General features: G+C 51.0%; 28 protein-coding genes. 24 read left to right on the top strand and 4 right to left on the bottom strand.

The window, feature by feature from the left end:
- Positions 1-7 precede the first annotated feature (7 nt).
- The 7 genes from pabC to CUC53_RS10480 all read left to right on the top strand — a co-directional run bounded on the left by pabC (position 8) and on the right by CUC53_RS10480 (position 5956).
- Positions 8-814, top strand: a complete 807-nt coding sequence (pabC, locus tag CUC53_RS10510; RefSeq protein ID WP_100294119.1) for an aminodeoxychorismate lyase — start codon at positions 8-10, stop codon at positions 812-814.
- Positions 804-1805, top strand: a complete 1002-nt coding sequence (gene mltG / locus CUC53_RS10505) for an endolytic transglycosylase MltG (protein ID WP_167386733.1) — start codon at positions 804-806, stop codon at positions 1803-1805. The genes pabC and mltG overlap by 11 nt, the downstream gene beginning before the upstream one ends.
- Positions 1805-2431 carry a dTMP kinase gene (gene tmk, locus CUC53_RS10500; protein ID WP_100294118.1) on the top strand — a complete coding sequence of 209 codons (627 nt, stop codon included), beginning with the start codon at positions 1805-1807 and terminating at the stop codon, positions 2429-2431. The genes mltG and tmk overlap by 1 nt, the downstream gene beginning before the upstream one ends.
- On the top strand, positions 2416-3363 hold the full coding sequence (holB, locus tag CUC53_RS10495; RefSeq protein WP_100294117.1) for a DNA polymerase III subunit delta': 948 nt from the start codon (positions 2416-2418) through the stop codon (positions 3361-3363). The genes tmk and holB overlap by 16 nt, the downstream gene beginning before the upstream one ends.
- 54 nt (positions 3364-3417) lie before the next feature.
- A complete protein-coding gene (locus CUC53_RS10490; protein WP_100294116.1) occupies positions 3418-4197 on the top strand; it encodes a TatD family hydrolase in 780 nt (259 codons plus the stop codon).
- A 300-nt stretch (positions 4198-4497) separates the two neighbouring features.
- Positions 4498-5526 (top strand): tyrosine-type recombinase/integrase, encoded by a 1029-nt coding sequence (locus CUC53_RS10485; RefSeq protein ID WP_100294115.1) that lies wholly within the window; start codon positions 4498-4500, stop codon positions 5524-5526.
- 160 nt (positions 5527-5686) lie between these two features.
- Positions 5687-5956, top strand: coding sequence for a RepB family protein (locus CUC53_RS10480; protein ID WP_100294114.1), 270 nt, complete (start codon positions 5687-5689; stop codon positions 5954-5956).
- A gap of 251 nt (positions 5957-6207) precedes the next feature.
- On the opposite strand, the gene CUC53_RS10475 is transcribed toward CUC53_RS10480, so the two are convergent.
- The 3 genes from CUC53_RS10475 to CUC53_RS10465 form a co-directional block, all read right to left on the bottom strand.
- Positions 6208-8760 (bottom strand): MlaD family protein, encoded by a 2553-nt coding sequence (locus CUC53_RS10475; protein ID WP_100294113.1) that lies wholly within the window; start codon positions 8758-8760, stop codon positions 6208-6210.
- A 65-nt stretch (positions 8761-8825) separates the two neighbouring features.
- On the bottom strand, positions 8826-9434 hold the full coding sequence (locus tag CUC53_RS10470; protein ID WP_157798254.1) for a paraquat-inducible protein A: 609 nt from the start codon (positions 9432-9434) through the stop codon (positions 8826-8828).
- On the bottom strand, positions 9412-10038 hold the full coding sequence (locus CUC53_RS10465; RefSeq protein WP_100294111.1) for a paraquat-inducible protein A: 627 nt from the start codon (positions 10036-10038) through the stop codon (positions 9412-9414). Before CUC53_RS10465 ends, CUC53_RS10470 begins: the two co-directional genes overlap by 23 nt.
- 146 nt (positions 10039-10184) lie before the next feature.
- Between CUC53_RS10465 and prpB the strand changes: the two genes are divergently transcribed.
- From prpB to CUC53_RS10420, 9 genes are all read left to right on the top strand, one after another.
- Complete coding sequence (prpB, locus tag CUC53_RS10460) at positions 10185-11072, top strand: methylisocitrate lyase (RefSeq protein WP_100294110.1); 888 nt, start codon at positions 10185-10187, stop codon at positions 11070-11072.
- 10 nt (positions 11073-11082) lie between these two features.
- A complete protein-coding gene (gene prpC, locus CUC53_RS10455; RefSeq protein WP_100294109.1) occupies positions 11083-12210 on the top strand; it encodes a bifunctional 2-methylcitrate synthase/citrate synthase in 1128 nt (375 codons plus the stop codon).
- A 10-nt stretch (positions 12211-12220) separates the two neighbouring features.
- Positions 12221-13666 (top strand): bifunctional 2-methylcitrate dehydratase/aconitate hydratase, encoded by a 1446-nt coding sequence (locus tag CUC53_RS10450; protein WP_100294108.1) that lies wholly within the window; start codon positions 12221-12223, stop codon positions 13664-13666.
- Between the two features lie 134 nt (positions 13667-13800).
- Positions 13801-14106: a YebG family protein gene (locus CUC53_RS10445; RefSeq protein ID WP_100294107.1), complete on the top strand. Its 306-nt coding sequence runs from the start codon at positions 13801-13803 to the stop codon at positions 14104-14106.
- Positions 14107-14386: 280 nt separating this feature from the next.
- The gene (locus CUC53_RS10440; protein ID WP_100294106.1) at positions 14387-15661 is read left to right on the top strand and encodes a tyrosine-type recombinase/integrase; all 1275 of its coding nucleotides are present in this window, start codon (positions 14387-14389) and stop codon (positions 15659-15661) included.
- Positions 15662-15981: 320 nt separating this feature from the next.
- The gene (locus CUC53_RS10435; protein WP_100294105.1) at positions 15982-16200 is read left to right on the top strand and encodes a hypothetical protein; all 219 of its coding nucleotides are present in this window, start codon (positions 15982-15984) and stop codon (positions 16198-16200) included.
- A 253-nt stretch (positions 16201-16453) separates the two neighbouring features.
- Positions 16454-16792 carry a hypothetical protein gene (locus CUC53_RS10430; protein ID WP_100294104.1) on the top strand — a complete coding sequence of 113 codons (339 nt, stop codon included), beginning with the start codon at positions 16454-16456 and terminating at the stop codon, positions 16790-16792.
- Between the two features lie 78 nt (positions 16793-16870).
- Complete coding sequence (locus tag CUC53_RS10425; protein ID WP_157798253.1) at positions 16871-17116, top strand: hypothetical protein; 246 nt, start codon at positions 16871-16873, stop codon at positions 17114-17116.
- A gap of 308 nt (positions 17117-17424) precedes the next feature.
- Positions 17425-17901: a hypothetical protein gene (locus CUC53_RS10420; RefSeq protein WP_157798252.1), complete on the top strand. Its 477-nt coding sequence runs from the start codon at positions 17425-17427 to the stop codon at positions 17899-17901.
- 247 nt (positions 17902-18148) lie between these two features.
- Here the strand turns inward: CUC53_RS10420 and CUC53_RS10415 are convergent, their stop codons facing one another.
- The gene (locus CUC53_RS10415) at positions 18149-18346 is read right to left on the bottom strand and encodes a hypothetical protein (RefSeq protein ID WP_100294101.1); all 198 of its coding nucleotides are present in this window, start codon (positions 18344-18346) and stop codon (positions 18149-18151) included.
- Positions 18347-18443: 97 nt separating this feature from the next.
- On the opposite strand from CUC53_RS10415, the gene CUC53_RS10410 reads away from it, so the two are divergent.
- The 8 genes from CUC53_RS10410 (at position 18444) to CUC53_RS10380 (ending at position 23854) form a co-directional block, all read left to right on the top strand.
- Complete coding sequence (locus tag CUC53_RS10410) at positions 18444-19601, top strand: phage/plasmid replication domain-containing protein (RefSeq protein WP_236757905.1); 1158 nt, start codon at positions 18444-18446, stop codon at positions 19599-19601.
- 88 nt (positions 19602-19689) lie between these two features.
- A complete protein-coding gene (locus tag CUC53_RS18875) occupies positions 19690-19878 on the top strand; it encodes a hypothetical protein (protein ID WP_157798251.1) in 189 nt (62 codons plus the stop codon).
- A 41-nt stretch (positions 19879-19919) separates the two neighbouring features.
- Entirely contained in the window at positions 19920-20234 is a 315-nt protein-coding gene (locus CUC53_RS10405) for a hypothetical protein (protein WP_100294099.1), read from the top strand.
- Positions 20234-20494, top strand: coding sequence for a hypothetical protein (locus tag CUC53_RS10400; RefSeq protein WP_100294098.1), 261 nt, complete (start codon positions 20234-20236; stop codon positions 20492-20494). Before CUC53_RS10405 ends, CUC53_RS10400 begins: the two co-directional genes overlap by 1 nt.
- Positions 20495-20514: 20 nt before the next feature.
- A complete protein-coding gene (locus CUC53_RS10395) occupies positions 20515-20742 on the top strand; it encodes a hypothetical protein (protein WP_100294097.1) in 228 nt (75 codons plus the stop codon).
- A 129-nt stretch (positions 20743-20871) separates the two neighbouring features.
- The gene (locus CUC53_RS10390; protein ID WP_236757904.1) at positions 20872-22134 is read left to right on the top strand and encodes a hypothetical protein; all 1263 of its coding nucleotides are present in this window, start codon (positions 20872-20874) and stop codon (positions 22132-22134) included.
- Complete coding sequence (locus CUC53_RS10385) at positions 22127-22522, top strand: DUF2523 family protein (RefSeq protein ID WP_100294095.1); 396 nt, start codon at positions 22127-22129, stop codon at positions 22520-22522. Before CUC53_RS10390 ends, CUC53_RS10385 begins: the two co-directional genes overlap by 8 nt.
- Positions 22523-23854 (top strand): zonular occludens toxin domain-containing protein, encoded by a 1332-nt coding sequence (locus CUC53_RS10380; protein WP_100294094.1) that lies wholly within the window; start codon positions 22523-22525, stop codon positions 23852-23854.
- Positions 23855-24325 lie beyond the last annotated feature (471 nt).

The following is a 24325-nucleotide window of genomic DNA, read 5'->3' as shown; positions in this document are numbered from 1 at the left end:
GATCACTTTGCTTATCAATGGAATGACACTCGATACCATCTCGGCTCATGACCGCGGGCTAGCTTATGGTGATGGACACTTTACCACCATGGCCGTCAAGGAAGGGCGAGTGCTGCAATGGGCGGCTCATTTGGCTAGGTTACAACAGGGTTGCCAGCGCCTAGGAATGGTCGAACCGGATTGGCACCAGCTGACGCAGGAGCTAGAGCAACTTGTCGTAGGTGAGGCGCAGTGTGTTGCTAAGGTGATCCTGACCCGAGGGGAGGGGGGGCGTGGTTATGATGGCAGCGGGTGCCAACAAACAACTCGTATTCTTTCGCTAGCCCCCTTTCCAACGCAGTATGCTAGCTGGCGCCATACGGGGATCAATATGATGGTCTGCCGCCAACGGATCGGTGATGCTCCCATGCTGGCTGGGCTCAAGACCTTGAACCGGTTGGAACAGGTGTTGCTCAAAAACGAACTTGTTTGCGCAGGAGCAGTCGAAGGAGTAGTACTGAGCAGCCGTGGTGTATTAGTTGAAGCTGTCAGTGCGAACCTGTTTTGGCGTCGCGGTAAGACTGTTTTCACGCCAGATCTGAACCGCTGTGGGATCGATGGCATCATGCGCCGGCAGATAATGGCGATGCTCAAACAGATGGGGATTGAGTTACGGGTGGTGGAGGCTCCCTTGGAGTCACTTTGGCAAGCAGAAGAGGTGTGGCTGACGAATACCCTGATGGGGGTGGTGCCAATCAACAGTATCGACGATATGCATTATCCTGCACCAGAATTGAGTCGCCGTTTACAGGAGCGTCTGGCCCTTGAAGTTTAATCGGCTTTACACCTTGCTCGCGGGCGCTGCGTTGATAGCTGCTACCGCAGGGGGGTATATACATACTAAATGGCAGCAAGTAGAGGTACTGACCAATAAGGGGCCAACTCGCCTCTTTACGGTTGAGAAAGGCGCCCATGCCGCTCGCTTGATCGCAGAGCTCGCCGATAGCGAAATCACCCCTTGGGCGGTGCGGCTTTGGCTACGTGGCCACCCTGAATTAGTGGCCATCAAGTCAGGCACTTACGAAATTAAAGAGGGGGCATCGCTCAAGGAGACTCTCTCTCTATTTGCTTCGGGTAAAGAGTTCCATTTTAGCCTGACCTTTGTGGAAGGCTCCCGCTTTGAAGATTGGCAAAAGCAGCTTGCTAGCGCACCTTATCTTGAACGGTTGCTCGCCGAACAACCTGATGTTGATCTTGCCCACGAACTGGGGATTGAGAATGGTCAGCTGGAAGGGTGGTTTTTACCAGAAACCTATGCCTATACCACTCATGCCAGTGATCTCTCGATTTTGCGCCGGGCTCACCAAGAGATGGCGACCTTTTTGCAGCAGAGCTGGGAAAAACGCCAAGCAAATCTGCCTTATAAAACCCCTTACGAAGCCTTGATCATGGCCTCTATTATTGAGAAGGAGACGGGGCTGCCAGATGAACGAGCGCAAATTGCCTCGGTGTTTGTTAATCGTTTACGGCTAGGCATGAAACTGCAGACCGATCCTACCGTGATTTATGGGGTCAAAGATCGTTACGACGGTAATATTCGCCGTAGCGACCTGACTGACAACAACCCTTATAACACCTATGTGATTGATGGACTGCCGCCTACGCCTATCGCTATGCCGGGGAAGGCATCTATTGAAGCTGCATTAAACCCAACCTCGACCGACTTTCTCTACTTTGTCGCCAAAGGGGGCGGTGCCCACTATTTCTCTAAAACCCTTGATGAACATAATCGAGCGGTGCGTGAATACCTATTGAAGAAGCCTTAATGTCAAAATTTATTGTGATCGAAGGATTGGAAGGGGCTGGGAAAAGCTCAGCGGTGCGTTACGTTACCGCGTTTTTACAGCGTCATGGTATAGCACGGTTTGAGTGTACTCGTGAGCCCGGTGGCACGCCGTTAGCGGAACGAATGCGTGCCATCGTCAAAGAGGTGCACGATGAGCCTCTCACCATTGAAGCCGAGCTGTTGTTGATGTACGCGTCTCGGGTTCAATTGGTTGAGACTCGTATCAAGCCTGCTCTTGCTCAAGGGATCTGGGTTGTCGGTGATCGCCATGATCTCTCTTCCCAAGCCTACCAAGGGGGAGGACGCGGTATTGATGCCGCGCTTATCCGAGCTATCAAGCAAGCGGTGCTGGGTGATTTCAAGCCGGACCTTACTCTCTATCTCGATATCGATCCCAGCCTCGGTTTGCAGCGAGCCCGCGATCGTGGGGAGTTGGATCGTATTGAGCTGGAACAGCTCAGCTTTTTCGAACGCACCCGAGCGCGCTACCTTGAACTGGCGGCCCAAGATGATGCCATTGTGGTGATCGATGCGGCGCAAACGCCGGAGCAGGTAAACGCGGCGATCGATGCCGTATTGGATAGCCATTTATGTATCCCTGGTTGATCCCTGACTGGCAGACGCTGAGTCGGACATCGGTTGCCGGTAGACTTGGCCATGCTTGGCTGCTACTTGGTGATCCTGGCCTGGGTAAAGAGCAGTTAGCAGATAAGCTGGCATGTTTGCACCTTTGCCAGCAGCCACAAGGGGGGGAACCATGTGGTCACTGTCACTCCTGTCAACTGTTTGACAAGGGCCATCATCCGGATCTTGGTGTCATCAGCCGTGAAAGCAAAACTATCGGCGTCGAGGCCATTCGTGATATTTGCCATCGGTTACAGCGTTCAGCACAACTGGGTCATGGCAAGGTGGTGATCATCTCAGGGGCAGAGCGGATGACCGAGTCTGCGGCCAATGCGCTGCTCAAGACCTTGGAAGAGCCGGCCGGTGATAGCCTGCTGATCCTCATTGCCTCTCAGGTTTCCCATCTGCTGCCTACCATTCTCAGTCGTTGTCACAAACATGTCTGTCAGTTACCTGTGGAAGGGGAGACGTTGCAGTGGCTGGCCGACCAAGGCCATCAGGCGACCTTGACACAGGTGCGGATCTGTCAGGGAGCACCGCTGCGCGTGCTCGAATATATCGAGCAGCATCAAGATGATGCCCGCCGTGAGCTGCTGGCAGATCTGATTGCACTTGGCACAACGCCCAGCAAGGTGATGGCGTTATGCCATCAGCTTGCCGAAGAGACTCAGGTTCGCCTGCACTGGGTGCAACTTTTTTTGTGTGATGCCCTGAAAACCCAAGCCGGCTGTAGCCACCATCAATTGGCCATGCCGGATCTGGCGATTCAGAGCCAGCTACTGGCCGAACGCTATGCTAGTGAGACATTGCTTGATGCCGAGCAGCAACTGGTCGCGTTGAAAGAAGCCTGTCAGCCAGGGCAGCTCTCCAATCCCACTATTCATCTGATGAACTGGCTCAATCGCTGGTTATAACGGTATAACGTATTGTTGTGAATATCTCGACATCGTTCGTCATAAAGGATTTTTATGTTACTTGTTGACTCCCACTGTCACCTTGATCGTCTCAGTTATGGCAGCAAACAGAGCTGTATGGCCGACGTGCTGGCCAACGCTGCCGCCCGTGATGTGGGCTATTTTCTCTGCGTCAGTGTGACGCAAGCTCAGTTTCCGACCATGCTTGAGGCGATCGCGCCTTATCCCCAAGTGTTTGCCTCCTGCGGGGTACATCCCCTCAACCAAGATCCTGGAGTCAATGCTGAGTTACTGCTGACCCAAGCGGCCGATCCACGTGTGGTTGCGATCGGCGAAACCGGTCTTGATTACTTCTATTCCCCTGAAAATAAAGAAGTGCAGCAGGCCTCGTTTCGGGAACATATCCGCGTTGCCCGCGCCTTGAACAAACCGCTGATTATTCATACCCGCGATGCCCAACAAGATACCTTGCAGATCATGCGCGAGGAGGGTGCTGAGCAAGTCGGTGGGGTATTGCACTGCTTTACCGAATCGTTGGAAATGGCACAGGCGGCAATGGCAATGGGGTTTTATATCTCTATTTCTGGGATTGCGACGTTTAAAAATGCGGGGGCGTTGCAAGATGTCGTCAAAGCGCTGCCTCTGGACAGATTGCTGGTCGAGACCGACTCGCCCTATCTTGCTCCCGTCCCACACCGGGGGAGGGAGAACGAACCGGCATTTGTGCGTGACGTTGCTCAGTTTATCGCTGATCTGCGGCAGATACCGCTCACTGAGTTGGCACAGGCTACCACGAACAACTTTTTTGCCTTATTTAAATGGGCAAAACAGTAACCATCACAGCCCCGCCCATCGGGGCTGTTTTATTTGAGATAATCTGAGGCCCGTTACCTAAAATTTACGATAAAAAGGCATTGTTATCTCTCACGCATCATGGTGAGTTGTTGTGGCAATATTGGCACAATTGCCTCGAGAGCGAGGGTCTGAGTTACCCACAGTGAGTAATGAGTAAGTTGAAATAGCTGATGAGTATTTTGCTGATCTTATAAGTATCGATAATATTCATTATCGATACTTGATGTATAGGAAAGATCCTGTAAGATCGTCACAAACTCCTTATGAATCATACTGTTTGTGACATACCCCGATATTTCAGGCTCCGCTTACTCATCACTGCAAACCGTTTTCGATGCTCAGCTAAATAGTCGAGCTCGGCGCTTTTTACGCAGTGCTAAAGCAGATTCAACCCTGAATGCCTATCAGGCTGATACCCGCATTTTTGTCTTTTGGTGCCAACTACATGGGGTGGAACCACTGCAAGCAAGCCATCACCATATTATGAATTTTTTAGCTGACCAAGCTGATGGCGTATTGGCAGATTGGGTATGGTTGGATAAGGCAGAGGGGAAGGGAGAACTTCGCCATGGTGAACCACGTAAACCTGCCACTTTAGTCAGACGGCTGGCAGGCATCCGTTACGCTTTCAAACAGAAAGGTATTCATCCAATGCCGACTGAACATCCCGATATCAAGGAGATGATGCGCGGTATTGTCCGGCTTGGGGATAACCATAAACGTAAAACCGGTGCCTTGACTCTTGAGCCACTGGCTAAAGTACTGGATGGTATCGACACCCATGATTTAGCAGGTCTGCGTGATCATACCTTGCTGCTCTTAATGTTTAGCGGCGCGTTGCGCCGTTCTGAGGCAGCACGAATCGAAGTCAGTGATCTCGATTTTGTAGGGCAGGGGATCCGTCTTCGCCTCAAACCAAGTAAACATCAGCTGCATGAAACCGAGATAGCCCTGATCCCCGGTAAACATTATTGCCCCGTATTGGCACTGAATAACTGGCTCAAAAAAAGTAGGATCAATAGCGGGCCACTGTTTAGGCGAATGAATCGTTGGGGCCAGATCACCCCCGATCCCTTGGGACCACAAGGCATTAACTTGATGATCAAACGACGAACTGGCCACTCTATCGATTATCTTTACGTCAGTGGCCACAGCTTACGTCGCGGTTTTATCACCTCAGCGGTCACCGCAGGTAAACCGATGAACAAAATCATCGAAGTCACTCGCCATAAAGATATGCGGACGTTACAAGAGTACTTTGATGACGCCCATAAATTTGCGGATCATGCGCTGGATGGCTTGTTATAGCAGACTGCATCACTTGTTTTTTTATGTTAAATTTCATCATATTGATATCAATGCATATTTCCAGACCATTCAAGAGCTCGAAATAACGTCAGCCACAGCAGCTAACAATACTGAGCTTTTGTGAGAGATAACAAAATCAAAAGTGGAGCATTGCAACCCTATGAGCCAAGAAGTAGCAATCAATGAAGGCGAGGTGGCAACCCCCGACAATTGTGCTGAACGGCAACGTCAGCATGTGAAACGAAAACAGCAGAATCATACTCGGCTACAGTGCTGGATCAGTCACGCTCATATTGAGCGACTACAAAAACTGTGTATGTCTCTTGAAGACAGCCAAGCATCTGTGATCGAGCAAGCCATCGATCAACTCTACTTTCATGAGCAGCTCTCACTGGATAAACGGGATGAAAGGAGGGGAGGCGACCAATAAAAAAGCCAGGTATCAACAAACCATCATACCTGGCACTGGGGAATCGGCTCTTAAAAGAGCCTTGCGCTAACTGATATTCGGACATTTTCAGTGTAGTCAAAGGTGAAAAAGCCGCAATTTTTTATCAAAAAATCAACCAAAGTGTGGGTTTTTAGACTCATTTAGGTTTAACTCACTGACCACACGCCACAGCTCATCCCCTCGAACCGGCCTAATCGATTCGAGGGCTCAACTCTTGGTCACCTGCTAGGTCAAGGGGCAATTCTGGGGTTCCACTCAAGCCACTCTTTCTGCGCCTTACTGTGTAACGGATAGCGATGATTGGCTTTGACGGTTGAGCCCATCTCTTGTTCCGGCGTGGTAAAAGCAATGCCCCCAGCTAATAAACTTTGCACCGTTTCAACTTCAATGGTGCCTCCGGTTAACCCAATATCTGCTTTTACCCCAGATACATTCCAAAAACGGCTGTTTGCCCTGACGAGATGGGCGTATTCCTGTTGAATATTTACCGCAACCACTATTTCACTGCCATCGCGAGCCAGTTCAATATTGGTCACACTGCCGACCACCATCTTACGAAATAGCAAAGGACTACCGATAGCAAGACCATCAACCGCTCGACTGGTCAGGGTCAGCGCTAACCCAACTGGCTCATGTTGGCTGAGGGGAAACTGATCCCGACTCGCCCCTTTACCAGGTTCAGCATCAATAAATGCCCCCTTAACCAAGGTATCGAGATGGGCGATCCCCCCTAACCCAACTTTGGCTTCGACCAAGTTAAATCGAGCACCAGACTGCAAAAAACGCGCGGCATACTGGGCATTTAATGCGGCTTTAAACATCACTTGCCCCATTGAAGGCTGCAACATTATCTGCTCAACATGACCGATATCGACCCCACGATAGCGGATCGGGCTGCCGATTTTCAGGCCCGGATTACTATCAGCAACCAGCGATACGGTACGTACTTTGGCTTGCGCCTGCGCTTTGCTCTCAAATAACTGATGACTGCTATGGCCATTGGCTAACTCATCAAACTCGATAGCCCCCCGCAACAAGGTGGCCAAATTGCCCACCTTCACCTCGACCCCATCAAGGCGAAATTGCGTTTCCAGCGCAGGTTTTTTCCAAAACTGAGGTTGCTGTGCAAGCAGAGGAGCATAAGCCGCGTTGATCGCCAGCACCACCTCAACCCCCTCTTTGCCTGCCCGCAGCGCGCTGACCTTACCCGCTTCCAGCCCCAAATAGAGGACCGGCGAGCCTACCCCAATGCCATCTGCCTGCGCCGCTTGCAAGATCCACTGGCGAGGTTTGTTAGCGCGAGAGCCGAGCAGTGCCAGTTCTTGGCTGGGATAGAGGTAGCTAAGTTGCTCGCTGTTCGGCACCTGGACTAGTGAGATCCCCCCTGCTAGCCATGTGCTGACAGGGCTAGTCTCGACCTTGATACCACTCAAATCGGCATTGATCAGCAGTGGGGTAGCGCGATAGAAGCGAGCCCCTTTGAGGAGGTGGCCATAATCGGGAGCAATATGTAACTCAACACGGGCTTGCCCTTCTGAATCAAGGACCAACTGGCTAATTTGTCCGACTTGTAGCCCTTTGTACCAGATAGGAGCGTCTTGGCTCAGCCCAGTAAGGTCGTCGGCTCGGAGCACCACCTTGGTGCCAATCGGAGTAGCACGATCAATGAGCGCCAGCGTCTGGGTAAGATTGCCCGGTTTATAATCGAGCCGAATGGCTGGGCCTGTGAGTAAACGGTCGGTATGTTTAACACCGGCAGGCGACAAACTGGCGCTCTCCCATATCAACTGACTGTTATCGGTAATCCGATAAGCCTGCTCTGGGTTGAACAACGCGGTGACCACTCGGCCTTTATCGGTCAAACGAACGGGGTCGATCCGGCCGATTTCAATCCCTTCATAGAGGATTGGCATCCCTTCCTTAATGGCCAGATCCCCAGCAAGGATCTCAATGCGCTCGCCGCGGGCGGCTTCGGCAAGCCCTTTGTACAGGACAAAGATCTGACCTTTCTCTGATTCTGGCGATGCATTAGGAGAGTCAAAGGCAATCCCCCCACTTAAGATAGAGCTGAGACTTCCGGCCTCCACACTCACCCCCGCCAAACTAAAAGAGCTCTTAATCCCGCTGATGTTCCAAAAACGCGTATCCGCTTTTACCAGATGTTCAAAACGAGGCTCGATCACCACATCAAGAAGGACATGTTGGTTATCCTTGCCAAGACGGGTATTAATGACACTGCCCACCTCGATCCCCCGAAAATAGAGCTTGGCCCCAATACCGATAGAGCCCAATGAATCAGCGGTTAGGTGCAACACGCGCCCTTGAGCCTGATAGCCGGGGGGTGGACCTTCAAGCGCCTCGAACGTCTCTTCTGGTGGATTGCTTTCCTGTCCAGGTTGCACATTGATGTAGTTGCCAGATACCAGCGTATCTAAACCTGAAATCTCGGTCAGGGATGCTCTTGGACTCACCAGCCAGAACTCAGATCCCTTACGCATAAGCGATCTCGCTTGGCTATCAATCTTGGCTAGCACAGCTATCTTGCGACCATCATCAGCCAGCTCAAGATCTTGGACGATGCCAATGGCGACCCCTTGATAACGGATCTGGGTCTTCCCCGGCAAGATGCCATTGCCTTGGGCAAAATTAATTTCGATCAGCTGGCCACGGCTCACTACCTGCTGATAGAGAAAGCCTCCCGCCAGTAACAACGCAATCAAGGGCAATAGCCAGACCGGCGATAACCAACGGCGTTTTTCAATGAGGGGTTCAGCCCCGACCATACAGGCTCCTTTCGTTTGTGAAAACGCTATCTTATTGATGAAAAACAATAGGGTGGCTCGCCTTGTTACCTGGCAGCCTTATCCCACAATAAACGGGTATCCAACATCCGCGCCGACAACATCGTCAATACCACCACGCCGGCAAATGCCGTTGCACCCGGGCCCGCTCGCACATTGAGCAACACCCCCCGATCTACCAAGGCCACCATCAAGGAGATCACAAACAGATCTAACATCGACCAGCGGCCGATAAAGTCGATCAGCCGATACATCAACAGCTGGCGTTTGCGCCGCACCGGCTTCGCCCGCTGCAACTGCCAACAAATCCAAGCCAAGCCAATCACCTTGCCCACTGGCACTAGAATACTGGCCGCCAACACGATGGTGGCAATACCAGACATCTTGCTGCGATAAAGCATCATGATCCCGCTAAAAATGGTGTCTGACTGCAGCAATCCTTTGTTGTAGAAGTGGGTGATAGGTAACAAATTCGCCGGCAATAGCATAAACGTGGCCAGCGCTAATAGTCCCCATGACCACCTGAGCGAATGAGGGATACGAACCTGTAGCCGAGAGCGGCAGCGAGGGCACTGGGCATTAGTTTGGTAACGCACCAGCAGGCCACAGGTATGGCAACGGCAGAGTCCTAACTCACGAGCACTGGTCATCGCTATCGCGCTCCTCTGCGACCCGGCGCCAATAGGGGGAGGGGTCAAATAGGGTCAGTAAGGTCAAATTGAGCAGCATCAGGATACCGAGGCTCAATAAGCCTCCCCCTAGGCGCACATCAGCAATATCAACCAGTTTGAACAACGCAACCAGCAGGCTAGCTATATAGACCTCGAGCATCGCCCAGTGGCGGAAAACGGCCACTGCTTTGAGGGTGAAAGGCAAGATGCGCCAACGTTTAGCCAAGCCAGAAGCCAACGCGAAGATACCCAGTAGCAAGCCGACCGGCGCCAATACCGCACACCACAGCACCAAGGCAGCGACCACATACTCATGCTCTGCCAGTAGGATAAAAATCCCCTTGAGCAGGTCCGCGTCGGTATTCACTCCGGCTAATCGCAGATAGATAAGTGGTTCGAAAAACGCCGATGGCAGTAATAACAAGCCGGTTATCGTCAGCGCCATTAACTGAGAAGGGCGAAAGGCATAACGGCCGTAGAGGTGCTGGTGGCAGCGAGGACAGTGAGCATGGCGACGCAGCGGGAGAGCCTTGCGCTTAATAAGCAGGTCACACGCTGGACAAACGATAACGAAGTCGGGCTCCATCATATATTCAACCTGTTGAAGCAATAGCGGAAATTTACCCTAAAAGCCTCCCCCTGTCTTGCCCACCTATCAATTGATACCAAAGCGGTGTTGACGTTAACGTAAACGTGATATTAGATGACCTCATTACTTGGATGAAAGGAGTCAACATGTCTACTGCGTTTCCCTCGGCAGGATTGCGCTTTCGCGCCGCCTTGGCTAATGAAGCGCCCCTACAGATCGTCGGTACCATTAATGCCTATATGGCGTTAATGGCCGAGCGTAGCGGTTTTCAGGCGCTCTATCTTTCTGGCGCTGGGGTGGCCAATGCCTCCTACGGTTTGCCGGATCTCGGCATGACCTCCCTCAACGACGTGCTGATCGATGCCGAGCGGATCACCGCGGCTACCCGAGTACCACTGCTGGTCGATATCGACACTGGCTGGGGCGGGGCATTCAATATCGCCCGCACCATCCGCGCGTTCGAGCGGGCTGGGGTTGCCGCCGTCCATCTGGAAGACCAGGTAGCCCAGAAGCGCTGCGGCCATCGCCCCAACAAGGCGGTGGTGTCGCTGGAGGAGATGTGCGATCGGATAAAAGCAGCAGTGGATGCTCGCGAGCATAGCGAGTTCGTCATCATGGCCCGCACCGATGCGCTGGCGGTGGAGGGGATAGATTCTGCTCTTGAACGTGCCGCTGCCTATGTAGACGCTGGCGCCGATATGATCTTCGCCGAGGCAGTGACCGATCTTGCCCAGTATGACCAGTTCAAGCAGGCAGTCGGGGTGCCGATCCTCGCCAACATGACCGAGTTCGGCAAAACCGAGCTGTTTGACAAAGAGCAACTGGCCGCTCACGGGGTCGACATGGTGCTCTACCCCTTGAGCGCCAATCGAGCCGCCAATCAGGCAGCCCTCAACGTCTATCAACATATTCGCCAGGATGGCCATCAAAGGGCCGTCGTGGAGACCATGCAGACCCGGGAGTCACTCTACGACTTCCTCGGCTATCACCACTACGAGCAGACACTGGATCGTCTGTTTTCTGGCAACGAGTAAGAGGCCACATATGGGACAACAACAACCGTTGAGCGGGGCCGGTCTGCGCGGGCAGAGTGCGGGGGAAACCAGTATCTGCACCGTGGGCAAGAGCGGCACCGGCCTCACCTATCGCGGCTACGACATCAAGGAGCTGGCCGATAGCGCCCAGTTTGAAGAGGTCGCCTATCTGCTGCTCAAGGGGGAGCTGCCAAACAAGCAGCAGCTTGATGGGCACAAACGTGAACTGCGTCGCCTGCGCGCCTTGCCCCAGCCACTGTTGGAGGTATTGGAGCGTATCCCCGCCAATGCCCATCCCATGGATGTGCTGCGCACCGGCTGCTCCATGCTTGGCGATCTGGAGCCGGAAGAGGGGTTCGAGCATGAACATGAGGTAGCGGATCGGCTGTTGGCCGCCTTCCCGGGGATCCTGATCTACTGGTACAAGTTCAGCCATGAAGGGATACGCATCGCTCTCGATACCGATGAAGAGTGTATCGGCGGCCACTTTCTGGCACTGCTGCACCAGAAAGCGCCAAGCGAGCTGGAGCGTCGGGTGATGCACGTCTCCCTCATCCTCTACGCCGAGCATGAGTTCAACGCCTCCACCTTTGCAGCGCGAGTTTGCGCCTCGACCCTGTCCGACATGTTCTCCTGCATCACCGCCGCCATCGGCACCCTGCGCGGCCCGCTCCATGGCGGCGCCAACGAGGCGGCCATGGCGATGATCGCGCCTTGGCAGGATGAAGCCCAAGCAAGGCGCGAACTGCTGGCCAAGCTGGCGGCCAAGGAGAAGGTCATGGGCTTTGGCCACGCCATCTACCGCACCTCGGATCCGCGCAACGTTATCATCAAGGCGTGGTCGGCCAAGCTTGCCGAAGCGGTGGGGGATGACCGGCTCTACCGCATCTCTTGCGAGGCGGAGCAGGTGATGTGGGAAGAAAAAGCGCTCTTTCCCAACGCCGACTTTTTCCATGCCAGCGCCTATCACTACATGGGGATCCCGACCAAGCTGTTTACCCCCATCTTCGTCTGCTCGCGGGTCACCGGCTGGTGCGCCCACGTGATGGAGCAGCGCGAGCACAACCGGATCATCCGTCCGAGCGCCGATTACGTCGGCCCGGCCCCCCGTCACTTTGTCTCTCTACAACAACGATAAGGAAGTCACGATGTCCGCCAACGTCGACGTCAACCACAGACCCGCGCCCGATCAGGTGCTGGTCGATATTGCCGATTATGTCTGCAAACACCCCGTAACCTGCGAGGCGGCCCTCGACACCGCCCGCTACTGCCTGATGGATACCCTGGGCTGTGGCCTCTTAGCCCTGCGCTTTCCCGAGTGCACCAAGCACCTTGGCCCCATCATACCCGGCACCATCGTGCCCCATGGTGCCCGGGTGCCCGGCACCCAACTCTGCCTCGATCCGGTCAAGGCGGCCTGGGATATCGGCGCCATCATCCGCTGGCTCGATTACAACGACACCTGGCTGGCCGCCGAGTGGGGTCACCCATCCGACAATCTGGGCGGTATTCTGGCCACCGCCGATTGGCTCTCCCGTACCCGCGTCGCCGAGGGGAAAGCACCGCTCACCATGGCTGATGTGCTGGTGGCCATGGTCAAAGCCCATGAGATCCAGGGGGTGCTGGCGCTGGAGAACTCCTTCAACCGGGTCGGTCTCGATCACGTGGTATTGGTCAAGGTCGCCAGCACCGCCGTGGTGACTCATATGCTGGGCGGCACCCGCGATCAGGTGATCGATGCGGTCTCCCAAGCCTGGGTCGATGGCCAGAGCCTGCGGACCTACCGTCATGCCCCCAATGCGGGTTCCCGCAAGAGCTGGGCGGCGGGGGATGCCACTTCCCGCGCAGTGCGCCTAGCGCTCATCACCATGAGTGGCGAGATGGGGTATCCCGGCGTGCTGACTGCCCCCAAATGGGGTTTCTACGATGTGCTGTTCAAGGGCAATCAGTTCGCCCTGCAGCAGGGGTATGGCACCTATGTGATGGAGAACGTGCTGTTCAAGATCGCCTATCCCGCCGAGTTCCACGCCCAGACTGCGGTGGAGTGCGCCATGAAGCTGCACGGTCAGGTGAAGGGGCGGCTGGATGAGATCGACCGCATCGAACTCACCACCCATGAGTCGGCCATTCGCATCATCAGCAAGGTGGGTGCCCTCAACAACCCGGCCGACCGGGATCACTGCCTGCAGTACATGGTGGCGGTGCCGCTGATCTTTGGGCGCCTGATCGCCGAGGATTACGAGGATGACGTGGCGGCCGATCCCCGCATCGACGCGCTACGCGGCAAGATGGTGGTGCAGGAGGACAAGCGCTACAGCCGTGAATATCTGGAGGCGGACAAACGATCCATTGCCAACGCCATCCAGATTTTCTTCAAGGACGGCACTCACACTGCCAAGGTTGAAGTGGAGTACCCGGTCGGCCATCGCCGCCGGCGGGAGGAGGGGATCCCGCTGCTGGTGGAGAAATTCCAGCACAATCTGGCCACCCGCTTCCCGGCGAAACGGGTCAACGACATTCTGGCCCTCTGTCAGGATGGGTCACGCCTTGCCGCCACCCCGGTACACGCTTTTATGGATCTGCTGGTGATCTGACTCGGCGAACGCTGCTAGGTTATTCGTACTGACACGCGGGCCTTGCTGGTCCGCACTGTTTTCCCTGCACGGATGTTTGCAATACTGTATATCCATACATATACTTTATTCATCATCAGCAAAAGGAGGCCAGCATGGCTGTCGAAACCAAATATGTGGTAGTACGTGAGGGAGTGGAAAAAATGACCTTTGCCAGCAAAAAAGAGGCGGATGCCTATGACAAGCTGCTGGATACCGCCGATGAGTTAATGACGCTACTGGCGAACGGCCCTGTGGCGTTGACCACAACACAACAAGAAGAGTTGGCGTTTTACCTCGCCGAGCAACGGGAATCGTTACAGCATCTGTTGAAAGGAGGAAAAGGGCAGGGGAGTGATACCGCCGCACCGCTGACCAGTGGGCATGCCGCCAAGGGCAAGTCGCTCAAGAGCGTGGCATAAACAAGGCTCACGATTTATGGGGGCTAACGCAGCCCTCTTATTCATAAAAAACGATTTTAAAATCATTTTTAAAGCTATTTACCCCGAGAAATTTTTAACTCATGCGCATATCTATTGAATATGGCCCTGCTCACATGACAGTGGCCATTGTCTCTATCCTGATGGGTCAATGAGCCAAATACCTTCGCCGCTGTGGGTCGTCGTATGAGCGTAACCAACCCCCATTAGCTGAACGTCAGCCCTCAAAGCCGATCCACCATTGCACACAGTAATCATCCCCATGACACCACTATTATTGCCACCCGCGATGCCACTGTTTGATGGCTTGCCATACCTTGAGGCGGGTAACCCAGAGGTGAACCGTTATTTGGCCCACCTTAGCCTCAATGATGTACCCGATGCTGGGCTGATTTATGAGCTGGCCGTCGACTGGCTGCTAGAGCAACGTCACAGTGAGAACAATTACAAAACCTATCGCAGTGAACTCACTACCTTCTTACACTGGTGCTTTGCTGTCATGCGCATCAACCCAAGCGAGCTGACCCGCCGCGTGATGATCCACTACCTCGACTATTGTCACTCCCCACCTGCAACGCTTATCGCCTATCGCAACGTGGCACAATTTGTTGTCGATAAGGAGTGGGGAGAGCGGTTACCCAATCCACTGTGGCGCCCCTTCTTGGGTAAGCGAGAGCTCGGCAGTGAGCTGCCATACCGCTTGAGTGAACCCGCAATGAAAACCAAGCTCGCGATCCTGTCCGCCTTTTTTCAGTTTCTGATCCAAGAGGAGTACATGGAGAGGAATCCAGCCCTGCAGCTGCAACGGGCCAAGCGCCCCGCGCCACCAGAGGGGGAGGAGAGCAACCAAGCCTTTAGCGAGTTGCAGTGGTCTTATGTGATCCAGGCAGCCGATCAACTGGCCAGCGCATCACCAGAACAACATGAGCGCAGCCGTTTTCTGGTGATCTTGCTGTACGCCTGTTATTTACGGATCTCTGAGGTCGCCGCCAAACCGGGCTTTACCCCAGTGATGGGGCAATTTCGCCGTGACCATCATACCGGGGTATGGGGGTACTACATTCCCCGTAGCAAAGGAGGCAAACGGCGCACCGTCGCGGTATCCAACGCCTTACTGGATGCACTCAAACGCTACCGGATCCAGCTCGGTTTATCACCCCTACCAGCTCCCAATGAGCAGACGCCGCTGTTTGTGCGTCATAAGCCTGCGGCCCATGGTCGCCAGCAAGGCGAGCTCAATGCCAATCTCGGTATTCGGCAACTACGGGAACTGGTACAAGCGGTGATCGTCAAAGGTGCAGAATTGGCCGAGCAGGATGGTTTTGCTCAAGATGGTGCAGAGATGCGTCAGCTCACCCCACATGCAATACGCCATACCGGGATCACCCATGATATTAACCTCAACGGTCGGCCGCTTTCCCATGTGCAAGCTGATGCAGGCCATGACAGCATCGACACCACTTCGCAATACCTGCATACCAGCCAGCAGGAACGTCACGAAAGTGCTCAGCAAAAACCGTTGGATAGATTGCGATGACGTGAGAGATAACGAATGAACGTCCTCTTTTTCGCAGTAACAAGGAGTGTAAGTGTTGCTGTAAACCCCATTAGGCTAAACGATAATCTATCGCATTTTATGCTCGCGGCAGCATACACTAGCAGGCTCGTGCTAACGCCTCGCTATAAACCATTGTGATAGGCACAACTTGAATGATAAATTACTCACTAAAACAGATAAGGCTTAGGCGGCCACCCATTTTAGCTGCCCATCAGAGGCACATAGACGCTGGTCACATTGGCTAGCGTTCTCTCGTTGGCGTGCCGTCGGCTCGAACACCGTTGAATTGAGGAGATACCATGATTTCGGATATACCATTACAAATGCTGCCTGCGTCCGGTTGGTTTTTCAGCACCGCCGACGGGGCGCTTCGTCCGGTGATCGCCTGGAAATGCGTCGCAGGTATTATCACCGGAATGGTGGCTGATGGTACTCGTCCTATCGCAGTGGATGTCAGGCCCAGCGATGATGGCGTGTTTGTTCATGAATCAGAGCTAGAACAACATTCCCCTGAATAGCCTGCGGCCTTCTTAACACCTTGATACCTAACACAGGGGCTACGGCCCCTTTGTCATAACGCCTTATTACCAACGCTAAAAATACGGGGGGAATTCCCAGAAAACCATGCTCACGCTATCCACAGGGGAGGGGTGTTATCTCTTTTGAGTTATCAATCAGTGATTAAGGCCAAGTTAAGGTTCAGATGACAACATGACTGCCAGTAGGGAAATGGTTTTCTGCTTTTATTTACAATGACTTATGAGGTGATAAATGGGTGTAATTGAACGTATTTTGAACATTCAACTAAAAATGGATGTTTACGCTAACGAAGATCGTAAGGTTGCAGGGATTGCTCAGTCAGCAATTGAGAATGATTTTGCCAGTTTGACTGCGCTTCAACAGGCCGTTCTTCAGTCATTTTTGACTCAACAGTGTTCGGGTGTGACTGACCCTGGTGATCACCACAATGGATGTGAGGTTCCGCTTGAAGGTAATGATCTTCTTGAGGCTTATACATTTTGTGACGATCCAGAGGTTTTGCTATGTCCTAGCTGTCGTCAAGAAGAACATGATTACGCGGAAGAAAAGGCTGAATTAGACGCTGAATGATGCCGATAAAGCCAATTATCGGCATCAATGATCAAGGGGCTTTGTCGGCCCGTTCTAACAACCTTGCAGGGCTACCATATGGGCTATGTGTGGAATGATTTTGGTGTGCTCGCCGGAGTATGTGAAAACGACGATTGTTTTTTTGTGGTCAGCACCGAGGCTCAAGCCAGAAAGATCTCAAAGTATGCATTCAAGGAAAGTGCTGTCGATGTTGCACAGACTGCAAAGTCGATGATTGGATGCAAGGTAAGGCTACGGACAAGCCAAAATACGGCCAAATGGTCGCCTGAGGTGTGGTTTAGTGGCATCGAACAGGTGAATTGAGACTATCCGCTATGATCAAGGGGCCTCCGGCCCCTTTGTTCTACCTACAGGCATAAATGCGCATAATGTGCGTGATTATGTTGAGTGGTTTTCACCCTGCCATACTCCCGCAGGGGGCAGGGTGACGCTGTTAGGCCGCGACGTGGGCCAGTTCGCTGGCATCGTCGCAACGACATAGCGCCCGTAACATAATCTGGATTATGCGAAGCCTCGATTTTTTGGTAACAGTTACCGAAAATCATTGCATTTATGGTAACAGTGACCCATAATGCAATTACGGTAACAGTTACGATAAATAGGGGATGGTTATGAAAATTCGCTGCACGCAATCGGGCATTGGGGTTGAATCAGGTACTACATGGCCAGTTCTACAGGACACTAAAACGTACTGGATTGCTGTTATTTGTGGGGTTGAAAAAAAAGTAATCAAATCAACGGGTTTGTTTGCTGGCGCTCCCAAAAACGGCCCCTCGTTTGAACTGGTAACAGTTACCGAAAATCAACTCGATTTAATCCCCCAGTCTCGCCCACGGGGTCGCCCATCAACTGGTTCAGCCCTCACCCCAGCCCAAAAACAGGCCCGTTACCGTGCCCGTAAATCTCAAAAATCGGTAACTGTTACGTTTAATCGAGAGCATTTCGAGCAGTTGGATACATTCATTCGGGCTGTTCGACAGGGCCACAGTATGGAATTGACTCCCGATGCGTTGGACGCCATTTACCGCGCCATTCGCGATGCTGCGTTTTATCAGCTGCCAAAATCCGGCATCAATAGCCAGATTTGATTTTTCACACTGCCGTTTTGATTTGGCATTTATGGTCACAGTGACGATAAATGCCGTTTTTGATGTGGTGCTCGTATAGCCTCGGCCATTCTGTCATGGCATCGTTTCGCCATGGCAGAACTGGCGAGGAGGCAAGCGAAGCGCGGCAGTTAAACCCCCAATGCGGGGTAGGGGGTTTGGGGGTGTTTTGAAGTCCGAGGTTCAGTGACTCTCGGACTTTGGTATGATAACCCATACTAATTTGCGTCTATGACTCGATTACAATCTCCCCCCGCTTGTTCACTTTCACTTTGTCAACTGCAAAATCTATCAGTTTATGTAGCAACTCTGATTCCTGAATTGGCGCCTTTTCCATATTTACAAGTATCTTATTGATTTCCCTGCATTTTACTTCTGCTTTTCTTTGCTCTTCTTTTGTTAACCGTAATGTTGCTGGCATGGTCATAAATCCTCTTTGGGCTCTCCCCCTCAGTTTACATGTATACATGTTGACAGGTTTTGTGAGTGCATATATACATGCGTGCAAATAAACAAAATGTTACATGCGTGCATGGGTGCATATGTTTTTCGACTGGTTAGGGATAGAGCAGACGTTTGACACACCGTTACCTGTACTCGACGGCAACGCATATATTCGCGTCGTCGTTGAGCAGGGTGAAATCACAGAGGGTGGCTCCCTCGCCTCACCCGCGTTTAGTCATCGCGGCTCGTTTTGCGATTCTGTTTTAATCCGTGCATCTGGCCATTGTCTCGTTATGTCGGGTAACCCATCACGTTGGGGCCGTGTTGAAAACCTCTGGGGTTTGCGTTCAATTGATTTATGCGTTGAGAAATTCAACGAGATTTTGCGTGAAATATATGCCGATTTTGATTTTATTCCCCAGTTCACTAAATGCACTCGTGTATTTTATGAGGATGGTTCAGCTATGAAACACATTGGCGCTGATGGGGCAATCATTAAAGAGCTGCACGTTACAAAAAATTTTACTGTTGGTGCAGGTAACGAGAGAAAATACCTATCAGCAATTTCCAGATTGCCATATCGTAATTCTGTCCCTAATCTATTTACCAATGGTTTTGGCGTTGACTGGAAATCTAAAAAAGGCAACGCTTCTCTGATTTATCCCTGTATTTACGCGAAAGCCAACGAATTAGAATTACACTCATTAGACAAAATAATTAAAACGTTTGGGCCTGAATCTGATGAGGTTGAACATTTAAAACGAGTTATTGATTTATGTTGGGCAGTTGGTTTAGTGCGTTATGAATTAAAACTCAAATATCGGTATTTACAACGAAATGGTTTAACGTATTGGGGTATGTCTGATTTCGCCAAATTACATCTATTAATGGACGAATTTACTGACCTCGACAAAACATTGAGCGTATCAAATATGACATTCGAGACGATTTCACAACAGCTCTATTCCTCTGGCATTGTTGATTCAACGCGGGCCGCGAACACCACAGCCATGTACGCATATCAGTGGATGCACGGTCAGGAATTTGATTTAAACAAGAGCCAAACAAAAACACATCGCGCTCGACTCCGTAAAATCGGCATTGATATTGCTCGCCCGTGTAACGTTAGCCAGTTCAGCCCAATTAAAATGGTTTCCTGCACTGAAATTCACAGACAGGAAATTATGCCGCCTAGCTGGTATCAACTCCCGTCAACTGGTTTGCGTTTAGTGGGGTAACATCATGAATTATTGCCCGTGTTGTCATCTCCCTATTATTGGTAACAGTGACGTTTATTGCCGCCGTCAGATTTGTCTCGACGTTCGTATGGCAGCCGAACAGCAAAAACTGATTTCCGAAACTGGCCAATATTTAGTTCAATGGGAAACATTGGACGCCGAAATTAAAACCCAACGTTTTGATGATAGATCTAAGGCCAATTATTTTTTTACTGAGATTTACGCTAATTCTATTAGTGCATTTCTACAGTATCCTGATGGCAGCGTTTTAGAATAGCAGCCTAAACAGTAACAGTGACCAAAATAGGAACCTAAACCATGAGAGTTATATTTATCGGTGCCGCTCATCGTCACGGAACATCGAAATTAGGCAAACCGTATGACATGTGTAAATTTACGTATGCCATCCCTATTAGCCCAGTCACTACCGCGACCATGAATTATCACGGTTTCGGTTATGAGCCTAAAGAGGTCGATTTAGAGCCCTCAGCTCTTAACAAATTCGCTCTCTGTCAAATCGGTGAAACGATTGATATTTCTGTAGAGCCCGACCCAACCAATTTAACCCGTAATATCGTGACTGGTTTAATTAAACCATCCACCGAATCAGAAAAAACATCGAGTAAATTTTAATGGCTAAACGCGCGTGTCTGTTTATTGATGAATTAACAAACCGTTCATATATGCGGGCATTAGATACATGCCCAGAAATAGGCACACGCGGCGAGCTCGTTTTTGCAATGATAACTCCCGCAGAGTTATCACAGATAAAAACAATTCCCGACCTGTTCGGTTTGGATTTGGATTTATTCGGATATTTCGTTTTATATTTTATCCTCCTGTTTCTGGGAGGGTATTTCACTGGCCTGATAGCTCGTAAATTGGGCCGTTAACCACAGAAAGGGATAACACCATGCAAAAAATCAAATCGTTTTTTAATGGTTCTAAAAAATTGGCTCTGATTCCTGCTGTTGCTGTCATGGCCTTAGCGTCTATGCCTGCCTCAGCTGCTATCAGTGATGAAATTCAAACCGCTATTGCCAACGGTACTGCCAACTATGGCACTGTGACCGCTGGTGTAATTACTGTCGCAGCTCTTGGTTTCTGTGTCGGTATGATTGTTAGCTGGTTGCGCAAATAATTGTTGGTCGCGGCGATACTCGCAGCCACGGGGGCGTTTGTTTTCGGTGCTGCGTTCCTCTCTGGAGTGTTTACCTCCTGAGATTTTCAGGGGCCTGTTAGGCCCCTTTTTACTATCAGGGGCCCTATCATGCGTTACCATTTTCTCCTCGCTGTCCCTCTATTTTTACCGTCTATTGTGTTTGCTGCGTGCGCTCATAGCGTGAATTACGGCACATTCCCTATTAGTACTGGTAGTAGTGTTTGTGTTGCTTTTTCTGGTTCGACAATGGGCGGTTGTGTTGCTATGTGTGGCGGTGGCGCTGGTGCCGAATTGTGTGTTGAGTTTCCATCTGCTAGTCCTCCAATACGAGGGCCGTACATATCAACGGGTCAGGAATGCCTGTGGGAGCCAGGGGACGGCACGGGGAGCGGTAACTCTGGTGGTGAACAGGGCGGCCCAGACGGTACGTACGCTAATCCAAACGGCGTCGTTAACGTCGGCGGTATTGTTGTTGGTCGTGATTTTACAACTGATTTGGGACGCGGTTTTAATGCTGTGTCTAATAACGTTGTCCAATCCGCCGCATCTATTAAAAACGAAATCAATAAATTCTCGGATAAAATTTCATCTGACCGACTGTTAGATAATTCAAATTTCATGGCACCTATGTTAAATGCATTGGAACGAACAGCCTATAACACATCCACGTTATTAAATGGCGCTGGTGATACACCGCTGGATTATGAGGTTGCTGCCAATATTAAACAGCTCAACGAAAAAACGGTTTTCGACCCTGCATTCTGGAATGGCAAACACACGGAAATAACGGATTTGTTATGGGATATTCGTCGTGATTTAAGTCACATGGGCGGCGGCGGCGGTGGTGGTGATGTGAGCGGTATTTTGTACCCCATGGCAGCTGATACCAAAAAAATCAGTGATTCCGCATTTGCACTAGAAAATTCAGCCTACACACAGCAATCTATTTTAATCGACATACTCGACGAATTAAAAAAGGGCGGTACTGGTGGGGGTACTGGGGGCGGGGAGGGGAACGGCCCCTGCACTGGCCCATTATGTTCTTTTACACCATCCCCTAATAATTCCGGCTCTGGTTTATCATCCATTTTTAATGATGAATCCATCGCTGATGTTAAAAAGAAAGTTACTGATAAAAACACTGAAATATCTGGTGTTATGCAGGATATTAAAAACGTGTTTTCGGGCGGTGATTTATCAATCGCTGGTTCATATAACAACGATTTCCATGACATTAACGGCGCTAATATCGATTTGAGTGGTAAATCTAATATGGAGCTGTTTTTTTCATCCGGCCCTAAACAGGCTTTGTGGTTTTTGGCTGTATTAGTTGCGTTCGCTGTATTAATGGGGGGTCGTAAAAATGCGTAATATCACATTACTGTTATTGTTAATTCCGTCGTTGGCATTGGCTGCTGATGACACATCATTTTTGGATTATGTGGGCTCCAAACTAAACGACCTCCATTTTGCTGTTACTCAGGAGGTGCCAAATATGTTTCACCGTTTTGTGGCATGGGGAATTGAGTATTACACACTGGCCGTTATTACTGTGAAACTCGAAACCATTAAATTTGCCTATTTGGTTGCCAAACAAATAGCCATAGACATTAATATTAGCGGTTATTTGGTTTCATCTATTTCCCAAATGCCTAACGGGGTTCGCTGGGCACTACAGGAACTAGGGTTTGCAAATGGTCTCAATTTATTAATTAACGCCTACATTACTCGTTTTGTTATGAATATCATGGGGTGGTAAATGGCAATCGTCATTGAACACGGTCACAACGGCAGTTATAAATCATCCTCGGTCATTTGGTATCGTTTATTGCCTGCGCTACGTGCTGGCCGTCTCGTTGTCACTAACGTTGCTGGCATGTATCCGTTGCACCGTATCGAGGAATTTTTAGGCGAAAAATTCCCAGACGGCGCTCGTCTATTTCGGATTAGCTCACAAGACCCTCGCTATCAGGAATTATGGAGACGTTGGCATCACTGGATGCCCATCGGCGCATTCGTGTTTATTGATGAGTGTCAGGATATATATGACAGGGACGTTTTTAAGGGCCAGCCTGATTACGATTTAAAACCCATTGATACGTACAGCGATGTATTACCCGCCGATTTCATCCAGTTATTTAAGGACACACTAGAAAAATTCAAACCCACCGAATTTGACGATTGTGACACTGACGACACGGGCCGAATTGTTTTTGATGAACGGGGTAGAATTATTTACCCGACGACACCAAAAGAAAGTTTCATGCGCCATCGTCATTACAATTGGGATGTTGTGTTTGCTACGCCTGATATTACATCTATCCCGCGCCCTGTTCGTTCGTGTTGTGAAGTGGCGTTTGCCTATTCCAGCAAAGACAGTTTCTTTTTCTCTAAACGGAAACCACGCATTTATGAACATAACCCCCTCGAAAATGGTATCCCTACGCGCCAGAGCATCACGTTTAAACGGCATGTTCCGTTGGCTGTTCATCGTTTATATAAATCCACACAGACAGGCTCTATCACAAAATCTGGTCAATCTACTGGGCCGCTATCGAGTTTTAAAATCCGTTTCGTCCTGTTTATCGTACTGCCTGCGATTTTGCTCGGTTGGGGCTGGTTTATTTTCAAAAACATGTTTTCAGAGTCTGACATATCTAAAACGGGCACTGCTGTGGTTTCTGAGGGTCGTTCTGGTTCGCCTGCTGATACTGTGGCTTTGCCTGTTTCTCTCTCGACAAATAGCGCTGTTGGGGCTGAGTCTGTTTTCATGACGCCGTATGGTGTGACTGAGCTCTACACGAACGGCGCTAGCGGGGCTATTTATTACGGCCGTTTCGAGGGGTTAGTGCTGTTTAGCGGCAAACTGGGTGATGATGAACTCGTTTTCAATTCGGATGATCTCATTAACATGGGTTACCGCGTGGATTGGCTCGGTGACTGCTACACGGTCGTGACTGATAAAAATGGTCGCTCTGTTGTGGTGAACTGTCCGCCGCGTGTTAACAAACCACAGGCCGTTGCCGGCAATCGTCAACTCGTTCCGGACAACGTCAACACGTTTGCAACGCTAGCCGCGCCAGCGGCGTGACGCAGCGAGCTGAGCGCACTAACGCCGCTGGCGTGGCAGCAATGCCACGTCAGTTTTTTTTGCATTTTGTTATCTCTGACGCCGATAACTAGCTTTATCGGCATCAGCCAGAGACTGCGCATAATCTATATTATGTTAAATAAACCATTGAGGTAAGTGCTGCGGCGATGCTCTCTTTCTGGATACTGATATATCTCCTACTGGATCGGCATAAATGCTAAAAATATGGCATCCATTACCATGACGATAAATTAGCGGAGCGATATTTCATGGCTCACGTCGTGGTAAAACGCTGCGTGATTCTGCTCGCTCGATGACTGTTTAGCCATAGCGATACCAGTGCTCGTGACTATACAGCAAGAAATGGCGAGCATTTAACCTTCGGCCTCGCTTGCACGCGGCTTGCTCTTTTGAGCATTGCGCCCGTAATCGTACTGGCCATAAAAAAATCCGAAACCAACTGGTTTCGGA

It is taken from the genome of Aeromonas cavernicola (genome assembly GCF_002795305.1).
In the GTDB taxonomy this organism is placed as follows: Bacteria; Pseudomonadota; Gammaproteobacteria; order Enterobacterales; family Aeromonadaceae; genus Aeromonas; species Aeromonas cavernicola.
This window is presented reverse-complemented; position numbering and strand designations above follow the sequence as displayed.